This is a genomic window from Clostridium sp. AM58-1XD, from assembly GCF_003464085.1.
Lineage (GTDB): Bacteria > Bacillota > Clostridia > Lachnospirales > Lachnospiraceae > Lachnoclostridium_A.
This window is the reverse complement of record NZ_QSDR01000025.1, coordinates 22,516-40,242: the sequence shown is the minus strand read 5'-3', so window position 1 is coordinate 40,242 and position 17,727 is coordinate 22,516. Positions and strand designations below refer to the sequence as shown.

Genomic DNA, 17,727 nt, shown 5'->3' with positions numbered 1-17,727 from the left:
TACAGAGCATGTACTGGCATAATCTGGAATCCAGCGTATCCCCGGAAGCTAGTTTTTTGCTTCTTCCTCCAGTTCCGCATACTCTTCGTCCGAAGCCGTAAAGCCGTTCAGGCGGTTAATCGCCTGCACTAACCGCTTATATTCGCCGGAAGAAAGCATCCTTCCGGGAACATCCAGCGGGTCCATCGTTTTATAGTAAGCGCACAATTCTGAATCTTTAAAATTAGGCTCAACGACGCATGCGGCAATTAAGAGCTTTCCATACTTCACATTATCCAGTTCCTGTAGAACCTGCCCGTTTGCTTTCGTATGTTTTGTAGCCTGTTTAATCAGCCTGTCATTTGTTTCCTGATCGATTACGCGGATGACAAAAGGAGCAGCTTTTCCGTCTGCTCCTTTAAAACGCTTTGAAACAATCACCTTTTCTGTTTCATCCATAACCGGCGGCTGTAAAAACGCTTTAATATCTGACATATTTTCCTCCTTATTATCCTAACTGAGCCGGATCTGTAAAATAGTTGAGCACTTCCAGACCCGTATATGAAAATGATACTTCCATCTCCAGAAATTCTGCATCTGCGTCCAGCATGGCAACCGGCAGTTTCTGAAGCTTTACATTATACAGAACCACGGTCTGAGTCCCTACGCTGGTAGACGGATCATCATTTGTAATCTGCAATGAGAAATATGGAAGTTTTCCATTTTTTAAATAGTCCTGTAATAATTTTAAAAAGTATGGACTTCCGTAGTAAATTGTCATAGAGCCGGTAAGAGAAACTCCCGTCGTCTTTTTCTGTACCAAAGTAGTGCCTACTACTTTGAAATCACTTTCCTGAAATTCCGCATCCGACTGAAATTTCTTCATTCCAAACATTTCATGGTTTTCTCCGTCAATCGTCATAAAGCCGCTGCCAGATTTGCCGTTAAGCGCGTCCCGTTCAAGTAAAAATCCCATATGCTACCTCCTTATTCTTCTGCATTTGCAGATACAGTTACCGTCATATAAATTTTCTCAATACTGTCTACCGGCTGGATAGCAGCATTGATCACAACAGAATCCACATTGGTTCCAGGCTCTACCGTTACATCTTCGGCAGCGAAGTTCTGAATCCCTCCGTTCGCCTGCATTTCATTCAGGTATCCGATAATCCAGCCTTTTAAAAGATTTCTTCCCGCATCGTTGTTATCTGTCTTTCCCACATAGTGCAGAGTAAACTGCTCATACACATCGTTACAGAACTGATTCAGCACTCTTACCACCCGGTTTTTCGAGAATTCCGCTCCTTTCTCCCCGTTAAAGGATGTCAGCGTGTTGATATCCGTACACACCTTTACCGTGTTGAATGTGTCTATAAATACAATCTCTCCTGACTGAATAGCCGCTTCAATCTCCGTATCCGTCAGTTTCGGGCATGCTTCAACTGCATTTGGATACTGGGCATATGTAAGGGAATCATGATACCTTGCACCTGCTTGTGCGCCGCTCATCCACCATGTCGCCTGTCGGGCAGTCAGCACCGTTCCGTCAGACAGCTTTACTCCGTTGTTGACTGAAATAACGAATTCGCTGTTGGATTCCTGCGCATTCGCCATCACAGCCTGGCACTTATGGCCGATGGTGTTGGACATTCGCTTTGCAAATTCAGCAAATGCCTGAATTGTTGTGCTCTCTTCCCCGTCATAAGCGATGATATCAAACTGATACGGTTCGATTGCAGAAAGGAATGCAGCATAATCTGCAGCAGCGATAACCGGGTCTTTTCCGCCGGTCAGTCCCGTCCCTGCCGTAGCAGTAAACGCTGTACCTGTACCGCTGAAGGAAACCCAGTCATTATCAACCAGATTCTCTATATTAGTCACGTTCTGTTCATCCTGAACGACTCCGTTTAACAAAGTGCTGATGTCATAGCTTCCTTCTGCGCCGTTTAAACTTTCCTGAACAACAATCGTAAGATCATTTCCCCGTACGCCTTCATATAAGGCCGTAGCAGTCATTTCTCCAATTACAGCTGAAGCCTTTTCCCCTCCTGTACCGGCAAGTCTGTATAACAGAATTTTTGCCGGACCAGATGTGGTATCGCTGCCTTTCATCATTTCGCGAAGAATAATGACTTTGCGCTGGTTACATCGTATCCGATATACGGCACCAGGTCCTCTCCCGGCGTGATTGTCAAAACCGTGCCTTTCGGCCCCCAGGACAACGGTTCTGCAATTGCCACAACGCCTCGCTCTCCTACGTTAACCGCCGGATTCTTTCTTGATTTTATGTTGATATATACTCCTGGCTGAATCTTATTCTGACTTCCCCAAATTCCACCTGCCATTTTAAATATCTCCTTTCAAAGTTCTCTCCAAGGTCTCAATTGCCTCAGATATGGTATACGCTGGTTTCGATAAGATAATCTTTGCAAAATCCGGCTGATATTTCGCCAGATATCTGCTTTTCAGAAGCTTTCCTGTTGAAAACTTCTGATCCTCTCTTTCACTTTTTAATTCCGACAATGTTTTTCCTCCATTCTCTGTCTTAAATTGATTCGTTTCAGATTTCATTTTTCTGTTGCACTTCTCATTTGATCCGCCTCCTGTACTTATCCTTTTTACAGACGCCTCTTGCGGTATTTATCTTCTATTCCGCTTTGTGACGTCTGCAGCAGATGATTGTCTGACCTGGTTCATGGAACGAAAAAGACAGGCTGATCAGTGATCACTCACTTAGATGGCCTGTCTTATAAATAATCGTTTTACACCTGTATTCAATTGAGCATCCGACCATTTCATCCGGACGATGAGCTGATCTTCCAACCATTTGCATGATACCATAATACCACGGGACCTCCCCCTCTCTGTCCCCATTTTTTCTTCTTGTACCGGCCTTACAGCTTGTCCGCTGCTACCGCCATCAGGCGGTATCGTCCTTTTCCAGTCTTCGGACAGTCATCATCTTTGCAATTCTCTCTAATATCTTCTTCTGTTCCTCCTCATCCACGATATAATCATCATGAATTTCTACCTTTGTACCAGAGATATCCATCTCTTTAATTTTCATATCACCACCCCTCTCTCGTAAAGTTTATGTAACCTTGGTTGTACTTGTTTCTTACTTTATTACCTGCCGAACAGTCAAATTTAATTCCCATCACGCCCCTTGCTGGGGCGTATTTAATTTACCCCAGAATCATACAATTTCAGTGGATACAGAAAGGAATGATGGAATGCCGCGATATTGCAGATATCTCAGGAAATCACGAAAAGACCTGCAGGCTGAAATGCATGGAGAAGGGGAAACGCTGGCCAGGCACGAAAAAATACTTACGGACCTGGCTTTTGGCATGGGAATTGTCGTCGAAGAAACGTACAGGGAAATCGTTTCAGGGGAATCCATTGCCGCAAGGCCGGAAATGCTCCGCCTGCTGGATGATATAGAAAATGATAAATGGGACGGGGTCCTGGTGGTTGAGATCGAACGTCTCGCCCGCGGCGATTCCAGAGATCAGGGGCTGTTGCTGGAGACCTTCAAATATCACAACGTCAAGATTATTACGCCGTTAAAGACGTATGATCCAAATGATGAATTTGACGAGGAATATGCAGAGTTCGGCCTGTTTATGAGCCGCCGGGAATACAAGACCATAAAACGCCGCCTTGTGAACGGTAAAAAGGCAGCAGCAAAAGAAGGAAAATTCGTGGGTGCTCTCGTTCCATACGGGTATGAGAAGATCAAGCTGGACAGTGACAAGGGCTACTCTCTCCGCCCGGTTCCCAGAGAAGCGGAAGTCGTACGCTCGATCTTCGAGATGTACACAAGAGGAACGGTTGAAACCAAGGGACGGCCGGTGGGCATGCAGTCCATCGCAACGATATTAAATGACTTGCACATTCCGCCACAGAAAAGTGACCGGTGGGCGCCCAGCACAATCCGCGGCATTATTACCAACTGCGTTTATGCAGGCAAGATACAGTATGGCAGGCGTTCTCTGGGCAAAAGCGTACATAACGGCGTTGTCACAAAAACATATCCTGTAAATAAGGACTACCCGATTTATAACGGAATCCACCAACCGCTTATTGATCCTGAAACATGGCTTCTGTCTCAGAAAATCTTTGCAGACCGCACCTGCGTGCCTAATTTCAGAAAATATGAACTGCAAAATCCCTTCGCGTCCCTCCTGCGGTGCGGCGAATGCCGCCGTTCCATGACCCGCAGGCCATTAAAGTCTGGTACAAACCGGGCATGGATCATCTGTAAAACCCATGGCTGTCCAACCGTAGGGGCCGACCTCGATGATGTGGAGAAAAGGATCATCGACTCTCTGGCTCAGTGGCTCCATGACTACAAACTGGAACTATCCTGCACAGAAACATTTACCGGGATCAGTCCCGCTCTTTTAACGAATGCATTATCAGAAAAACAGCGTCAGGCGGACGATCTCAAAAAGCAGCTGGATCATGTATATCAGCTGCTGGAGACGGACGTGTATTCAATTGAAGTATTTCGAGAGCGTTCCGGGACATTGACCGATCAGCTGAATGGCGTTAAATTGGATTTAGAGGATCTGGAAGGCCAGCTGAAGAAACAGGCCGATCGTGAAAAGCGGCGTGCCCTGCTCATACCGAAATTCGAAGGCCTTCTCGATCATTACTGGGAGCTGTCTGCGGGAGAAAAGAACGATCTGCTGTCGGAAGTCGTAGAACGGATCGAGTATTTTAAAAGCAGCAGAGGCACAAAGCGTACCGTTCCTGACTTCACTCTAAAAATCTATCCGAGATTATAATTCGGTCGAGCGGATCTGAACGGTGCAATATAAAATGGGAATTGAGAAATTGACAGATTCCCCTGTGGTTTTACAGTTTCATCATTGATACGATCCACGCATTGATTCACAAATGCGCATAGCCTACACCTCATTCGCTCTTAGTGTATTCTATGCGCATTCTGATTTATTTACCAAACATTCCGGTGATTCTTATTCTGCTTTATTGCTAATCATGGAAACGAACGCCTTACATCTGCACGCCGTCCCATTCTACATCTTTTTTCTGTTCTACCACCGCTCTGTCGGTGATATCAAAGTAGAAAAACACATGCGTACACGTCATATAAGGCATGATCCAGATAAATCCGATTCCACAGGAACCGTATCCCAGGAGCACCACTCCCAGGAATGTGAGCCAGAGCCAGAACATCCGCCCCTTGTTTCCCTTCATGATCTGGGAGCTCTCCTTCAATGAATCCATAAGCCCCTTTTCCGGATTTTCCACCAGAATCATGGCAGCCATGGAAAAATTAAGGAGCAGATACATGGAAACAACCACCTGAAGAATCGTCATGATAATTGAAAATACAGATAAAAAAACGAAATGACGTGCAGCGGCAGCGCCGACGATTCTCAAAAATGTTACCGGTATGTTGAGAACCTGCGGCAATACGATAAACAGCAGGCCAAGACGTACAAATTTCCACAGATGATGGTTAAATCCGAAGAACAGGTCTCCCAGATTCCGCTCCCCGCCTGTACAAATATTATAGCAAAGTCGCATATAACCGATCATAACGATGTATTCCAGAAGTCCTATTACAATGATAAATATCATAAATCCGCTCGAGGCGACAACCGCCATCCCAAATCCGCCTGCACTGCCGGAAAGCGCCATCGTAATAGCGACCGGAATTTCACCCATAAAACAGATCATCATTACAGCAATTCCAATCAGCACCAGAGAACCGGCGCAGATTCCATAGTTGCCTCTCAATACCTGCCGGGCCATCTGTTTCAGCTCAGCCGGGGTCTTTTTCTCGATCATGCATGCATACCTCCTCCATATATAGCATGAGAGGACTCCATGAATGCGCCTGCAAGGCCGAGTCCAAAGATTCCTATTATTATCAGAATGGAAAGTCCCAGTCCAATGCCGCCTGTAATCAGGCCGATCTTCGCATTGTTATCCATCTCACTGCCCGTCTTTGATAAAAATGCGAATAGAATTGCCAGGCTTCCGAAAAAAACTCCTCCGCAGAAACATATTGAAACAATAGAGATAATTCCAAGGATCATGGAGGCTACTGCCATTTCATTCCTGTTGTTTTCCATACGTATCCCCTTTCCTGCCGTTTGATACGGCCTAATCTGTTAATATTTTACCACTAATTTATGAATCGCACAATAGCGGATGGCGAAAAGGGCGGAACAGTAGCCCGGTTTGATCTGCAGGTTTACTCGTTTCTGTATATTTTCCCGCCTTTCATAACCATGGAAACGCGCGCAAGAGAGGATAGATCGTTCAACGGATTCCCATCCACTGCAATCACGTCGGCTGCATAGCCTTCTTTTAAACTTCCTTTTACCTCGCCGATTCCGCATACTTTTGCAGCATTGCTGGTAATTCCCTGAAGCGCGTATCTAACCCCAGCTCCCAGTTCTACAGCGTATTCCACTTCACGGTAAAGATATGTATGGTATGCATCCGTTCCCAGTACAAATGGGATTTTAGCCTGGACCACCTTTTTCAGATTGTTCCGCACCTTTTCTCTGTTCATCCTGATTTTATATGCATTTTGTTCTGACAGAAACGCTTCTCTGGATGGATCCAGGAAAATGCCGGAGGTGAGATCCACCCAGCAGTCTGATTTTGCCAGGAGTTCCACATCTTCATCCGTCGCCCCATACATGTGCTCGATCACTTTTACCCCGCCGTCGATACAGTCTTTCAGTCCCTGTCCGCCGATGCAGTGTGCTGCTGTAGGGATGTTCTGTCTTGCGCCCTCTTCAACTGCCGTTCGGATCTCCTCAGGGGAAAGATAGCTTGGAATAAAGGAATCTGTCAGCGAGAGATTTCCCGGAGTCACAAAAATCTTCAGGAGATCTGCGCCCCTTCTCATATTCTCTCTTGCCGTTCTTCTCACTTCTTCTGTCCCGCAGAAGGAACTGCCGATGTAACCATGCCCATGAGCGCCTTTCATACCGATTCCGGCCACAAGCAGGTCCGGCCCTTTGACTTCGCCTGCTGCGATCAGCTTCTTTAATTCCACGTCGATATAATGTTTATCAGCCAGACTTCTTGCCGTGGTGATTCCAGCCATCAGATTATCTTCCATGGCCTTCATGGCGATTACCGTAAGCCTGCACTCGCTGCTGTCACCCAGGATCTCCAGATGCTCCGGAAGTCTGGCGTCGATTGTACAGTGGTTATGACATTCAATCATGCCCGGCATCAGCGTTCTGCTGCCGAAGTCATACTCTTTTGTATCTTCAAAATGCTTCTCATCTTTAACTTTCTGAGGGATAATTTCGCTGATCTTTCCGTTTTCAACGATGACGGAAGCTTTCTCGTTCACTTCCAGACTGTCTCCGCACAATACGGTATCAGCATTCAAAATAATACGTTCCATAGTCCTTGTTCCCGCCTTAACCTCTCTGCAGTTTATGATCTGCCTTTTTCGCCTGTTTTCTCCGGTCATCGTTTTCCGAATTCGCCCCGTCTTTTCCGTGAGCCGCGTTCCATTTGGCAGAAACCTTTGCCAGGAAGGATACGAGCAGCGGGCAGAGCACTGCGGTAATAACTACGGCTGCTGCCGTCTGAGCAGTTGCCGTTTCCACCTGCGGCTGGAAACGTGGATCAGCCATAGCCACCGCCGTTGGCGTCGTAGTAGCGACTCCGGCCGTCGTACCGATGGCTCCGCCCATAGGGTCTGCTTTTCCTCTCAATGCGCTGTAGATAAAGAAGGTAAGCACACCTGTACATACAACAGTTACGATTCCAAGGAGCACGCCTGCCATTCCTGCGTTCAGGATATTTCCGAAATTCATACCTGCTCCGAGTGCAAAGCCGTTAAATGGAGGCAGAAGCACCATACCGGTTGCCAGAATTTTTCTCCACTCATGATCCAGATTACCGATGATAAATCCGATTACCATTGGGATAATGCTGGCAACAATATCCGTAATCGGGAAATTTCCCATGCCTGCGGCTCCGAGCGCTACCATTGTAAAGAACGGGCCGTCGTTCAGCGCCAGAATGGAGGTTGCTCCCACGTCTGTGGAATCGCCGAATTCCTCAGCCAGAGTCGCGTAAATAACGCCGTTTGAATTGGTCACGGCTCCGATTACCGCCAGCGGTGTCAGCCCCAGGATACCTGCAGGACCAAAAAATTTATTCAGCAGAATTCCCATCCCAAAGCCGGTGAAAAATTTAAGCGCCGTCAGTACAACCCCTTTCCAGACGGTGGCTCCGGCCATTTTCACATCGATTGTAGCGCCGCTGCAGAAAAGGAATAATCCGATCAGCGTAGGCACTCCGTTCTTAAAAAGTCCTGTTGTAAAGCCTCCGATTGTCAGTGCCTCCGGAAAAAATGTGTTCATCAGACAGCCCAGCAGCAGCGGGATTACCATCACACCGGCCGGAAAACGTTTCATGGTTGCTAAGATTTTCATTCTAGTCTCTCCTTTTTTGTTATTCTTTTGTCATACTTAGTTACAGCAAAACGTGTGCCAAGTCCTCCCTCGTTTATTTTCGTATCTTTGATGAATCTCTTTCTTCCTGACTTATTTTATTTTATGACTTATGCACATTTCATTTTCCAGCGTTCCCCTTCTGCCATGTTACTTTTATCCTGCAATCCTTTTACAATTGCATGCAATTGCATAAATTTACTTTTTTTCTTTTCTTGCGCTCAAGTGTATCTTGCTCAATTCACCGTTTTTTCACACCTTTTTTACTTGCCTCTTTTTTATTTTAACTGTAAAATCAATACTGCTATTCAGGAGGTAGACATCATGATTCGTACAGTTTTTTATGCTCCCTATCCGGAGATCCTCCCAACCATCGAACAGGTCTTCTGCGAAAGACCGGATCACGGAGAGCTGCAGTATCAGATTATTCAGGACTGCTTTAATAATCCTTTGGAAAACATACAGGCCGATGTAGTCATTGCCCGCGGATTTACGGCGCACGCCATGCAGAAGCTGGGCATCCCATGTGCGGAGCTCAAGGTATCCGGTTATGACGTCATCACGGCGGTCAGCAGGTGCCTGCAGCTTACACCGGCCAGAAAAATTGCCGTTGTCGGCGCATTTAATATGGTATATGGCGCGGAGACGATCAACTCCGTTTTTCCCGATATCTGTCTGACTACGTATCCGATCGTGGATGAAACCATGCTGGAAGAAACCGTTTTAAAAGCCCGCAGTGAGGGAAATACCGCCATCGTAGGCGGTTATACAACGGTTGAAATCGCTAAAAAATACGATATATCAGCCGTTATGATCGAATCCGGACCAGAATCAGTCAACAGCGCCATTGCAGAGGCGAAGACTGCCGCTGAAATTTCGTTCCGCGAGAAAGAGCGCAGCAACGAGATCGCCAACATTATGAACTACTCCTTTCAGGGAATCATTTCCACGGACAGGAACGGCATCATTACATTTGCAAATACGTATTGCCATACAATTATGCGTTCTCTCAAAACCTCTCTGACCGGACGCTCCATAACTGATTTTTTCCCTGACATTCCGATACGGAATGTCATCCAGAAAGGTCAGAAAATCCTTTCGGAAATATACCGGTACGGCCAATTTGAGCTGATGATCAACTGCGTTCCCATTGTCAGCGAATACGACAATGCAGGATGTGTTCTTACATTTCAGAACGTATCCCAGATTCAGGAGGAAGAAGGGCAGATTAGAAAGAAGCTGCACAAGTCCGGATTTACAGCAAAATACCATTTTTCTGATATACTCCACAAAAGCGCAGTCATGAATTCTGCAATATCAGACGCTACGGATTTCGGTTACTCCGACTCCAATATCCTGATCTATGGAGAGACAGGGACAGGAAAGGAACTGTTTGCTCAGAGTATTCACAACAGCAGTCCCAGGAAAGGTAATCCATTTGTAGCGATCAACTGTTCCGCTCTGCCGGAAAACCTTCTGGAAAGCGAGCTGTTCGGCTATGTGGAAGGCGCATTTACAGGAGCTGCAAAAGGCGGAAAAATGGGATTTTTTGAAATCGCCCACAAAGGAACGATTTTTCTTGACGAAATCGGAGATATTTCTCCGAAGCTGCAGAGCCGCCTTCTCCGCGTCCTTCAGGAACGTGAAATTATTCGGCTTGGGAATGATACGGTAATTCCGATCGATGTCCGTGTCATCTCTGCAACGAATAAGAACCTGAAAGAGGAGGTGGAAAAGGGAAATTTCCGTCAGGATCTGCTCTATCGCCTCGACGTGCTGGAGCTGAACCTGCCGCCGCTCAGAGAGCGCCGGGAAGATATTTCCCTTCTCCTCTCCCGCTTCGTTCAATTTGAGCACGAACGAACCGGCTGCCTGCTTCAGAACATTTCCTCTGAAGCGATGAAGCTTCTGGCTTCTTATCCATGGCCGGGAAACATACGGGAAATGAAAAACTTCTGTGAGCGGCTGTCCATTCTCTGCCATGCCGTATCTGCCCGCCCGGAAGATATCCGCCGTGCACTTCCAGATATCGACCGCATACAAACGGCAGCCGCACCGAAGCCAGAAGCAAATCCGCTGAATGGTTTCCCATGTCCCGGAGGAATCTGTACGTCTCCCGGTACATGTCAGCCAAACCATACGGCTGCGGCTCATGCCGCCGGAGACGAGCGCCAGGTGATACTCTCCACTCTGGCCATGTTCCACAACAACAGGACGCGGACTGCCGCTTATCTCAGGATGGACAAAAGTACTTTGTGGCGAAAGATGAAAAAATACGATATTTCTGTAAACTAAAGTCCGATTCCGTATCTCTGAGCCTCTTAAACCGCGGAACGGACGCGCAAAAAACACCGCCTGAGGCAGGAAAACCATTTGGTTCCCCGCTTCAGGCGGTGTTTTTTTGGCAGTAATCTGATTTATTCTGACCGTTCAGGCGGCAGGAAATCTGCCCGTCCCGAACGGTCAGGATGGTTTTATTTGGTTTTGGTTTTATCTGGTTTCGTTTTTATAAACGGAGCCGTTTTTCATGACAAAGAACACATCTTTTAAGGCGGAAACATCGTCCACAGGATTTTTTCCCACTGCAATGATATCGGCCCTCTTGCCCTTTTCCAGGCTGCCTTTCGTCTGATCCAGGCCGCACATCTTTGCAGCATTGACGGTAACGCCCTTTACTGCATCGATTGCCTTTCCGCCCATGTCTACAGTGAATTGAAGCTCTTTGTAAAGCTTTCCATGGTATGCGTCCGTTCCCAGCGTGTAGCGGATTTTTTCGCTTCTTACAACGTTTTCCAGACAACTTCTGGAATATTCACGGTTCTTTCTCGTGTTCTCAGCATGAGCAGCCGGCACCATGGGTTCCCGCTCAGGATCGAGTACAATTCCTGAAGTCAGATCGACCCAGATATCGCTGTCTTCAATCAGCTTTACCTGATCCGGTGTCACGCTGTACAGATGCTCCAGCACGTCTACGCCCGCTTTTACGCAGAGATTCAGTCCTTCTCCTCCCGTACAGTGGGCAGCTGTCTTTATGTTCAGCTGGTGGGCTTCATCCACGATTGTTTTAATCTCATCATAGGAGATAAAATACGGAATAAAATCGCCTTCTGCTACAGCTCCTCCAGGGGTGATGAACATTTTCAGAATATCTACGCCGTGAAACATGTTCTCACGGCAGGTTCTTCGGAATTCTTCCACGCCGGAATGAGGCATACCCACAAATCCATGGCCATGGCGGCCTTTCATGCCGATTCCGCATACGATCAGATCCGGTCCCGTTACAGCGCCCTCACGAATCTTGTTTCTCAGCGTCACGTCTATATAATTTCTGTCGCCGAGACAGCGCGCTGTGGTAACGCCTGACATCAGATCATCACGAGGCCGTTCAGAGCGAGAAGTGTATGTTCACATTCGCTTCTGTCCATCATTCCCAAATGGCCTGGAATTCTGGCGTCGAGAGCCAGGTGGTTATGACATTCAAACATGCCCGGCATAACGGTCAAATCTCCCAGATCAACTTCTTCGCAGCCTTCTGGTTTCTGTCCCTCATACGCCTCTCTGTCCAGAATATCTTCGATCATCCCATCCTTTACCAGGATGCAGATGTTTTCTTTTGCCTGCAGGTCCTCTCCTACGAGACCCTGTTTTGCCAATAATGCCTTATATGCCATATGCTATTCCTCCGAAGCCTGTGATTTTGCTTTTTTCTTCTTTTCCATAGCGCTCTTCGCAAATGGGAATATGAAGGAGAAGATGGTGAATACCATGAGGATCGTGGTCAGAGGTCTCTGGAAAATTTCAAAGATTCTGCCTTCATACATGGTAGAAGTAATGGACACAGCCTTCTCCAGCATCGGCCCCAGAAGAAGGGCCAGCGCGATCGGCGATGTTGGGAAATCATTTCGAAGCATAATATATCCCAGGACACCAGCACCAAACATTACGAATACGTCGAAAAGGTTCTTGTTGATGGAGAACGTACCTACCGTTGCAAGAACAACAATAACCGTTGCAAGGATTGCCTTCGGTATCAGAAGAATCATACTTCCGCACTTACAGTAGGCAATACCGACAAAGTAAAGCAGCAGGTTAATGACTGCAAAGCCGATAATCAGGGTGTAAACGGTCTCCGCATGCTCGGTAAACAGAGTTGGGCCCGGTCTTACACCGTGAATAATCATGGCTCCAAGGAAAATGGCGGCAGGCGCGCTTCCAGGGATGCCCAGAGTCAGCAGAGGAATCAGGGAACCTCCCGTTACGCCGTTGTTGCCAGCCTCGGCAGCTACGATACCGGCTGCAGAACCGTTTCCGAATTCCTCCGGATGCTTGGAAGCTTTTTTCGCTTCATTATAAGATAAGAATGCTGCGATATCAGGGCCTGCAGCCGGGATAATTCCGATCATAACGCCCCATATTGTAGAACGGAATGCGTTAACAATATTCTCTGTAATATCGCTCAGTTTCAGCTTCATGGAACCGACCTTGCCGGTCTCCGCCATCTTGCCCAGCGGGTCTTCCAGCATCTTGAACACTTCCGGAAGGGAAAAGAGCCCGATCAGGATAACAACAACATCAAAGCCGCCGGTCAGTTCCGATCTTCCGAATGTAAAACGCGGAAATCCCATCACAGGATCCTGTCCGAAGCAGGCGATCAGAAGGCTGACAATCGCTACGAGGCAGCCTTTAAAAAGGTTGTCCTGAGACAGCATAACAACGACTGACAGACCGAAAATAGCTACGAAAATCTGTTCCGGCGCGCCTACCATCATAGCAATCTTTGCAAGCAGCGGCGCGCATATGAGCAGTGCAAGGCTGGAGAAGAATCCTCCGAAGGCGCTGGCCAAGGTAACGAGATTCAGGCGCGTCCTGCTTCGCCCTTCTTTACGAGGCTTTTCCTTCCAGAGCCGTCGGAGCGGAAGCCGGTGTTCCTGGAATTCCCACCAGTACGGCTGGAATGGACCCGCCGTATACGCCGCCGCAGTACAGGCCGCTCAGAAGGAGAAGAGCTGCTCCCGGATCCATCGTATATGTAAATGGTACAAAAACTGCTACTGCCATTGTCGCCGAGAATCCGGGCAAAGCGCCGAACAGCACGCCTACGGCAAGTCCGCCCAGGCAGATCAGGAGGTTCATAGGCTGCAATACACTTGACAGACCGATTAATACGTTTGACATCTTTTATCCTCCTTTTCTATAAGTTCAGTGAGATCCAGCTTCCTCGCGGAAGAATAACCGACAGGAATCTGGTGAACACGAAATACAGTACCAGTGTCAGAACGACTGACAGAATTACCATAACGATCTTATTTTTCAGTTTCAGATAAATCAGAGAAACGAAACAGAACAGTATGGTATCAAAGATATATCCGATTTTCCCAAGCAGGGCCAGGTATCCGACAATGATCACCGCATAAGGGAAAATAACCTTAACCTGTGCTTTCAGCTGGCTCTCTACAATTTCAGACTTTTTATAGATGACCAGATTATAGATGAGCTGGGCTCCTACCATGATGTAGCTGAGGACCATCAGTATCATAGGATACGTCCTGGAATCCTTAGGTATTGCAGGCATCTGTATGCTGAGCGATACCAAAAAGCCTAAAAGCACAACGCTGATAATAATATCAGATGTGCATTTTCTCATACCCTTCATGCTTTTCCTCCTTTTATTTGAGGATGCCTGCTCTCGCAGGCATCCTCATCCTTGTTCCGTTCTTTTAATTGCTTCTTCCAGATAACGTTTGATTATTTCTCGAAGTCAGCGCTTTCAATCATAGCCTTTACATTTTCGTGGTTCTCTTCGTAGTAAGCTTTGAATTCATCCAGTCCCTTGTATTCGATTGTGATACCTGCTTCTTCCGCCTTTTTCAGGAACTCTTCATTCTCACAAACCTTGCCGATTGCATCTGCCAGAACCTTCGTCACTTCGTCAGGTGTTCCTGCAGGAGCTACGAATGCTCTCCACATAACGGATTCAAAACCTTCCAGTTCCGGAATTCCGGATTCAGCCAGTGTAGGAACGTCTGGAGCCATTGGGTTTCTCTCGGAACTTGTAACAGCGATCGGGATGATATTACCTGCATCTACCTGAGCCAGAGCTTCACTTACGAATGGTGTTGCAACTGCACAGTCGCCGCTTGCTACGTTGTTAACTGCCGTAGCGCCGCCATCAAACACGAGACGTTTGTACTTTGTGCTCGTAGCCTTTTCAAATTCCATCTTTAAGAAATCCCAGTGTGTCCATGCACCGCCGATTCCCCATAACGTATTTCCGTCAGAGCCTGCGTCAACTAATCCCTGAATATCAGTGATTCCTGATTTCTTGCTTGCAACGATCATGTGAGGATCTGCTGCAAATTCTGCGATCGGTGCAAAAGAATCTTTGTCGTAGCTGACACCGTCAAACAGCAGGTTGCCGTTAGAGTCTGTGGAAGCAAAATATGCAATGGTATATCCGTCAGGGTTTGCCTTTGTAAGCTGTGTAAGACCGATTGATCCGCCGCCGCCTGTTACATTGTTGATAACAAAGGTCTGACCCAGTTCCTGCTCCAGGTAAGAACAGATGAGACGGGAAGCAACGTCAGCGCCGCCGCCTGCTCCGAAAGGACGATTACTTCAATCGTCTTCGTTGGGAATCCGCCATCCGTCTTTGCAGCCGCCTCTCCCTCTGCTTTTGTTTCGCCCTCAGCTTTTGCTTCTGTCTTTGCAGCTGTAGTCTGATCGGAACCGCCTACGGATAAGCTTCCGCATCCTACCATAGAACCTGCCATTGCCAATGCCATCATTAATGCAATACTTCTTTTCTTCATATCTACTTTCCTCCATTCAAGATATTGATACTTATATACAAAGCAATATTAATGCCAATTTCCTTTTTAGCACAATTTTAACAAATGTTTGTCCATTATATCCAATTTATTCCTTATTTTTTGTGCATATTGCTTCTTGTTTTTCAGATTTTTTCGTGATTTTATCCTTTTAAAAATACTCCGTTTCATTTTAACATTGCATTTAATTGCAATAGGTATTTATTTATTGCAATTCACTCCTTTCACTGCAACCTTATCGTTGCACTTTTTCGTTATTTCCTATATAATAATAGAATAACTGGTTCAAAACACTGCGAGCGGCGATCCATCGGCAGATCAGGAGGTCTTAATTATGATACATATGGTTTTCTATGCACCTTATCCGGAAATTCTCCCTACGATTGAACAGGTTTTCAAAGAACGCCCCGACCACGACGAACTGGATTACCAGGTCATTCAGGATTATTTCAATAACCGCCTGCAGGACGTCAGTGCTGACGTCATCATTGCCCGCGGTTTTACGGCCCATACCATGCAGAAGCGCGGCTTCCTCTGTGCAGAACTGAAAGTATCGGGATATGACGTAATCGCAGCCATCGGAAACTGCCTTCAGCTGTCTCCCGCAAGGAATATCGCTGTCGTAGGCGCATTCAATATGGTGTACGGGGCGGAAACCATCAATCCTGTATTTCCAAACATACGGCTGACTACATATCCGATCGACGACGAGACCAAACTGGAAGAAACGATCCAGAAGGCCATACAGGACGGCAACACTGCCATGGTCGGCGGATATACGACAGTCGAAATTGCCAAAAAATATCATATTCCTGCGGTCATGATCGAATCCGGCCGCGAATCGGTGAACAGCGCCATCGCAGAAGCGAAAGCGGCAGCAGAAATCTCATTCCGTGAAAAAGAACGGAGCAACGAAATTGCCAATATCATGAACTACTCCTTTCAGGGAATTATATCTGCAGATAAACACGGCGTGATTACCTTTGCCAATACATACTGCTATTCTATATTGAAAAGCATCAAGGGCTCTATAACGGGTCGTCGGATCAACGAGATTTTTCCCGATATTCCGGTGCCGGATGTCATATCAAAAGGGAAAAAAATATTGTCTGAACTGCAGAAATACGACTCCCTCAACCTGATGGTCAACTGTGTCCCTATCTCCGGGGAATACGGCAACGCCGGCTGCGTGCTGACCTTTCAGAATGTAAGCCAGATTCAGGCGGAGGAAGGACAGATCCGAAAAAAACTCCACAACTCCGGTTTTCAGTCCAAATACCGTTTTACAGACATTCTCCACAAAAGCGCTGTCATGGATTCCATCATCTCTGATGCTACGGATTTCAGCTATTCTGATTCCAATATTCTGATCTATGGAGAAACCGGAACAGGAAAGGAACTGTTTGCCCAGAGCATTCACAACAGCAGTCCCCGAAGAAATAATCCCTTTGTCGCCATCAATTGTTCGGCTCTTCCTGAAAATCTTCTGGAAAGCGAGCTGTTCGGCTACGTGGAAGGCGCATTTACGGGCGCTGCAAAAGGCGGAAAGATCGGCTTTTTTGAAATTGCGCATACAGGAACCATATTTCTCGATGAAATCGGCGATATCTCGTCCAAACTCCAGAGCCGTCTTCTCCGTGTCCTGCAGGAGCGGGAAATCGTCCGGCTGGGCAATGATACCGTCATTCCCATCGATGTCCGGGTCATCTCGGCCACCAACAAAAACCTGAAGGAAGAAGTTGCAAAAGGCAGTTTTCGTCAGGATCTCCTTTATCGTCTGGATGTTCTGGAACTGAATCTCCCACCATTAAGAGAACGCCGGGAAGATACGGATCTTCTGCTGGACCGTTTTATTTTTCATGAGCATGAACGCACAGGCTGTATTCTGGAACGGCTGACGCCGGAGGCGAAAGAAATTCTTCAGAATTACCCATGGCCGGGAAACGTCAGAGAAATGAAAAATTTCTGTGAGCGCCTCTCAATACTCTGCCATACGGTAACCGCCGGTCCGGCCGACGTACTTCGTGCTCTTCCGGATGCAGGCAGCGCTCCCGAACAGGTGTCTGGAAGCAGTTCTGAAGTCCTACCGGTTCCAGCCTTTTCCTCCTATGATGAGCGCCAGGCCATACTGGAGGCCCTGGCCATGTTCCATAACAGCAGGACAAAGGCCGCCGATTATCTGAACATCAATAAGAGTACGCTTTGGAGAAAGATGAAAAAATACAATATCCTGATTCCTTAATCTTAAGAAAGAACAAGTTCTTTCCTGGAAAGGAACTAAGAGTTCCGCAGGCGGAACTCTGGCGCCTGCGGCGGGTCGCTTCAGCGACTTGATTCCCTTCCGCCGCAGTGCGCCTCCATAGCGGAGCGTTTTTTGCTTTCTAGGAAATTAGATACTTTAACACTTTATAATAACAAGGTCTTTCCTGGAAAGCAAAAAAAGACGCCGTATC

Annotated in this window: 19 protein-coding genes and 1 pseudogene; 3 read left to right on the top strand and 17 right to left on the bottom strand. The window is 47.1% G+C overall.

Annotated features, from left to right (window positions below; all coding sequences use genetic code 11):
• Positions 1 to 48 precede the first annotated feature (48 nt).
• The 6 genes from DXA13_RS15110 to DXA13_RS21075 all read right to left on the bottom strand — a co-directional run bounded on the left by DXA13_RS15110 (position 49) and on the right by DXA13_RS21075 (position 3,046).
• Entirely contained in the window at positions 49 to 474 is a 426-nt protein-coding gene (locus DXA13_RS15110) for a hypothetical protein (protein WP_118245603.1), read from the bottom strand.
• A 13-nt stretch (positions 475 to 487) separates the two neighbouring features.
• Complete coding sequence (locus DXA13_RS15105; protein WP_118245601.1) at positions 488 to 955, bottom strand: phage tail tube protein; 468 nt, start codon at positions 953 to 955, stop codon at positions 488 to 490.
• An 11-nt stretch (positions 956 to 966) separates the two neighbouring features.
• Positions 967 to 2,094, bottom strand: a complete 1,128-nt coding sequence (locus DXA13_RS15100) for a phage tail sheath family protein (RefSeq protein ID WP_118245599.1) — start codon at positions 2,092 to 2,094, stop codon at positions 967 to 969.
• Positions 2,091 to 2,324 carry a hypothetical protein gene (locus DXA13_RS15095; protein ID WP_118245597.1) on the bottom strand — a complete coding sequence of 78 codons (234 nt, stop codon included), beginning with the start codon at positions 2,322 to 2,324 and terminating at the stop codon, positions 2,091 to 2,093. Before DXA13_RS15095 ends, DXA13_RS15100 begins: the two co-directional genes overlap by 4 nt.
• A 1-nt stretch (position 2,325) precedes the next feature.
• Positions 2,326 to 2,502 carry a hypothetical protein gene (locus DXA13_RS21080; RefSeq protein ID WP_181995699.1) on the bottom strand — a complete coding sequence of 59 codons (177 nt, stop codon included), beginning with the start codon at positions 2,500 to 2,502 and terminating at the stop codon, positions 2,326 to 2,328.
• A 397-nt stretch (positions 2,503 to 2,899) separates the two neighbouring features.
• Entirely contained in the window at positions 2,900 to 3,046 is a 147-nt protein-coding gene (locus tag DXA13_RS21075) for a hypothetical protein (RefSeq protein ID WP_181995698.1), read from the bottom strand.
• 166 nt (positions 3,047 to 3,212) lie between these two features.
• Here DXA13_RS21075 and DXA13_RS15085 point away from each other — a divergent pair, with 166 nt between their 5' ends.
• Complete coding sequence (locus DXA13_RS15085) at positions 3,213 to 4,772, top strand: recombinase family protein (RefSeq protein WP_118245593.1); 1,560 nt, start codon at positions 3,213 to 3,215, stop codon at positions 4,770 to 4,772.
• A 229-nt stretch (positions 4,773 to 5,001) separates the two neighbouring features.
• Here DXA13_RS15085 and DXA13_RS15080 read toward each other — a convergent pair whose 3' ends face one another.
• The 4 genes from DXA13_RS15080 to DXA13_RS15065 form a co-directional block, all read right to left on the bottom strand.
• A complete protein-coding gene (locus DXA13_RS15080; protein ID WP_118245591.1) occupies positions 5,002 to 5,802 on the bottom strand; it encodes a DUF975 family protein in 801 nt (266 codons plus the stop codon).
• Entirely contained in the window at positions 5,799 to 6,089 is a 291-nt protein-coding gene (locus DXA13_RS15075) for a hypothetical protein (protein ID WP_118245590.1), read from the bottom strand. Before DXA13_RS15075 ends, DXA13_RS15080 begins: the two co-directional genes overlap by 4 nt.
• Positions 6,090 to 6,211: 122 nt before the next feature.
• Positions 6,212 to 7,387 carry an amidohydrolase family protein gene (locus DXA13_RS15070; RefSeq protein WP_118245588.1) on the bottom strand — a complete coding sequence of 392 codons (1,176 nt, stop codon included), beginning with the start codon at positions 7,385 to 7,387 and terminating at the stop codon, positions 6,212 to 6,214.
• 16 nt (positions 7,388 to 7,403) lie between these two features.
• Positions 7,404 to 8,429 carry a 2-keto-3-deoxygluconate permease gene (locus DXA13_RS15065; RefSeq protein ID WP_118245586.1) on the bottom strand — a complete coding sequence of 342 codons (1,026 nt, stop codon included), beginning with the start codon at positions 8,427 to 8,429 and terminating at the stop codon, positions 7,404 to 7,406.
• Positions 8,430 to 8,771: 342 nt separating this feature from the next.
• Between DXA13_RS15065 and DXA13_RS15060 the strand changes: the two genes are divergently transcribed.
• A complete protein-coding gene (locus DXA13_RS15060; RefSeq protein ID WP_118245584.1) occupies positions 8,772 to 10,742 on the top strand; it encodes a sigma 54-interacting transcriptional regulator in 1,971 nt (656 codons plus the stop codon).
• A gap of 195 nt (positions 10,743 to 10,937) precedes the next feature.
• Here the strand turns inward: DXA13_RS15060 and DXA13_RS15055 are convergent, their stop codons facing one another.
• From DXA13_RS15055 to DXA13_RS15030, 7 genes and pseudogenes are all read right to left on the bottom strand, one after another.
• Positions 10,938 to 11,813: an amidohydrolase family protein gene (locus tag DXA13_RS15055; RefSeq protein ID WP_243009165.1), complete on the bottom strand. Its 876-nt coding sequence runs from the start codon at positions 11,811 to 11,813 to the stop codon at positions 10,938 to 10,940.
• Positions 11,813 to 12,118, bottom strand: coding sequence for a hypothetical protein (locus tag DXA13_RS21970; RefSeq protein ID WP_243009164.1), 306 nt, complete (start codon positions 12,116 to 12,118; stop codon positions 11,813 to 11,815). Before DXA13_RS21970 ends, DXA13_RS15055 begins: the two co-directional genes overlap by 1 nt.
• A 3-nt stretch (positions 12,119 to 12,121) precedes the next feature.
• A pseudogene (locus tag DXA13_RS15050) lies at positions 12,122 to 13,318 on the bottom strand (tripartite tricarboxylate transporter permease); the annotation flags it as partial.
• A gap of 10 nt (positions 13,319 to 13,328) precedes the next feature.
• Positions 13,329 to 13,622 (bottom strand): tripartite tricarboxylate transporter permease, encoded by a 294-nt coding sequence (locus tag DXA13_RS22525; protein WP_118245581.1) that lies wholly within the window; start codon positions 13,620 to 13,622, stop codon positions 13,329 to 13,331.
• A gap of 16 nt (positions 13,623 to 13,638) precedes the next feature.
• A complete protein-coding gene (locus DXA13_RS15040) occupies positions 13,639 to 14,100 on the bottom strand; it encodes a tripartite tricarboxylate transporter TctB family protein (RefSeq protein WP_118245579.1) in 462 nt (153 codons plus the stop codon).
• Between the two features lie 92 nt (positions 14,101 to 14,192).
• Entirely contained in the window at positions 14,193 to 14,969 is a 777-nt protein-coding gene (locus DXA13_RS15035; RefSeq protein ID WP_243009167.1) for a tripartite tricarboxylate transporter substrate binding protein, read from the bottom strand.
• The gene (locus tag DXA13_RS15030) at positions 14,957 to 15,256 is read right to left on the bottom strand and encodes a hypothetical protein (protein ID WP_118245575.1); all 300 of its coding nucleotides are present in this window, start codon (positions 15,254 to 15,256) and stop codon (positions 14,957 to 14,959) included. Before DXA13_RS15030 ends, DXA13_RS15035 begins: the two co-directional genes overlap by 13 nt.
• Positions 15,257 to 15,608: 352 nt before the next feature.
• Here DXA13_RS15030 and DXA13_RS15025 point away from each other — a divergent pair, with 352 nt between their 5' ends.
• Entirely contained in the window at positions 15,609 to 17,516 is a 1,908-nt protein-coding gene (locus DXA13_RS15025) for a sigma 54-interacting transcriptional regulator (RefSeq protein WP_118245573.1), read from the top strand.
• Positions 17,517 to 17,727: the final 211 nt, after the last annotated feature.

Excerpts from the sequence above, each read along its gene's own strand:
- DXA13_RS15110 (WP_118245603.1), bottom strand. The coding sequence starts at position 474 with ATGTCAGATATTAAAGCGTTTTTACAGCCGCCGGTTATGGATGAAACA.
- DXA13_RS15105 (WP_118245601.1), bottom strand. The coding sequence starts at position 955 with ATGGGATTTTTACTTGAACGGGACGCGCTTAACGGCAAATCTGGCAGC.
- DXA13_RS15100 (WP_118245599.1), bottom strand. The coding sequence starts at position 2,094 with ATGATGAAAGGCAGCGATACCACATCTGGTCCGGCAAAAATTCTGTTA.
- DXA13_RS15095 (WP_118245597.1), bottom strand. The coding sequence starts at position 2,324 with ATGGCAGGTGGAATTTGGGGAAGTCAGAATAAGATTCAGCCAGGAGTA.
- DXA13_RS21075 (WP_181995698.1), bottom strand. The coding sequence starts at position 3,046 with ATGAAAATTAAAGAGATGGATATCTCTGGTACAAAGGTAGAAATTCAT.
- DXA13_RS15085 (WP_118245593.1), top strand. The coding sequence starts at position 3,213 with ATGCCGCGATATTGCAGATATCTCAGGAAATCACGAAAAGACCTGCAG.
- DXA13_RS15080 (WP_118245591.1), bottom strand. The coding sequence starts at position 5,802 with ATGATCGAGAAAAAGACCCCGGCTGAGCTGAAACAGATGGCCCGGCAG.
- DXA13_RS15075 (WP_118245590.1), bottom strand. The coding sequence starts at position 6,089 with ATGGAAAACAACAGGAATGAAATGGCAGTAGCCTCCATGATCCTTGGA.
- DXA13_RS15070 (WP_118245588.1), bottom strand. The coding sequence starts at position 7,387 with ATGGAACGTATTATTTTGAATGCTGATACCGTATTGTGCGGAGACAGT.
- DXA13_RS15065 (WP_118245586.1), bottom strand. The coding sequence starts at position 8,429 with ATGAAAATCTTAGCAACCATGAAACGTTTTCCGGCCGGTGTGATGGTA.
- DXA13_RS15060 (WP_118245584.1), top strand. The coding sequence starts at position 8,772 with ATGATTCGTACAGTTTTTTATGCTCCCTATCCGGAGATCCTCCCAACC.
- DXA13_RS15055 (WP_243009165.1), bottom strand. The coding sequence starts at position 11,813 with ATGTCAGGCGTTACCACAGCGCGCTGTCTCGGCGACAGAAATTATATA.
- DXA13_RS21970 (WP_243009164.1), bottom strand. The coding sequence starts at position 12,118 with ATGGCATATAAGGCATTATTGGCAAAACAGGGTCTCGTAGGAGAGGAC.
- DXA13_RS22525 (WP_118245581.1), bottom strand. The coding sequence starts at position 13,622 with ATGTCAAACGTATTAATCGGTCTGTCAAGTGTATTGCAGCCTATGAAC.
- DXA13_RS15040 (WP_118245579.1), bottom strand. The coding sequence starts at position 14,100 with ATGAAGGGTATGAGAAAATGCACATCTGATATTATTATCAGCGTTGTG.
- DXA13_RS15030 (WP_118245575.1), bottom strand. The coding sequence starts at position 15,256 with ATGAAGAAAAGAAGTATTGCATTAATGATGGCATTGGCAATGGCAGGT.
- DXA13_RS15025 (WP_118245573.1), top strand. The coding sequence starts at position 15,609 with ATGATACATATGGTTTTCTATGCACCTTATCCGGAAATTCTCCCTACG.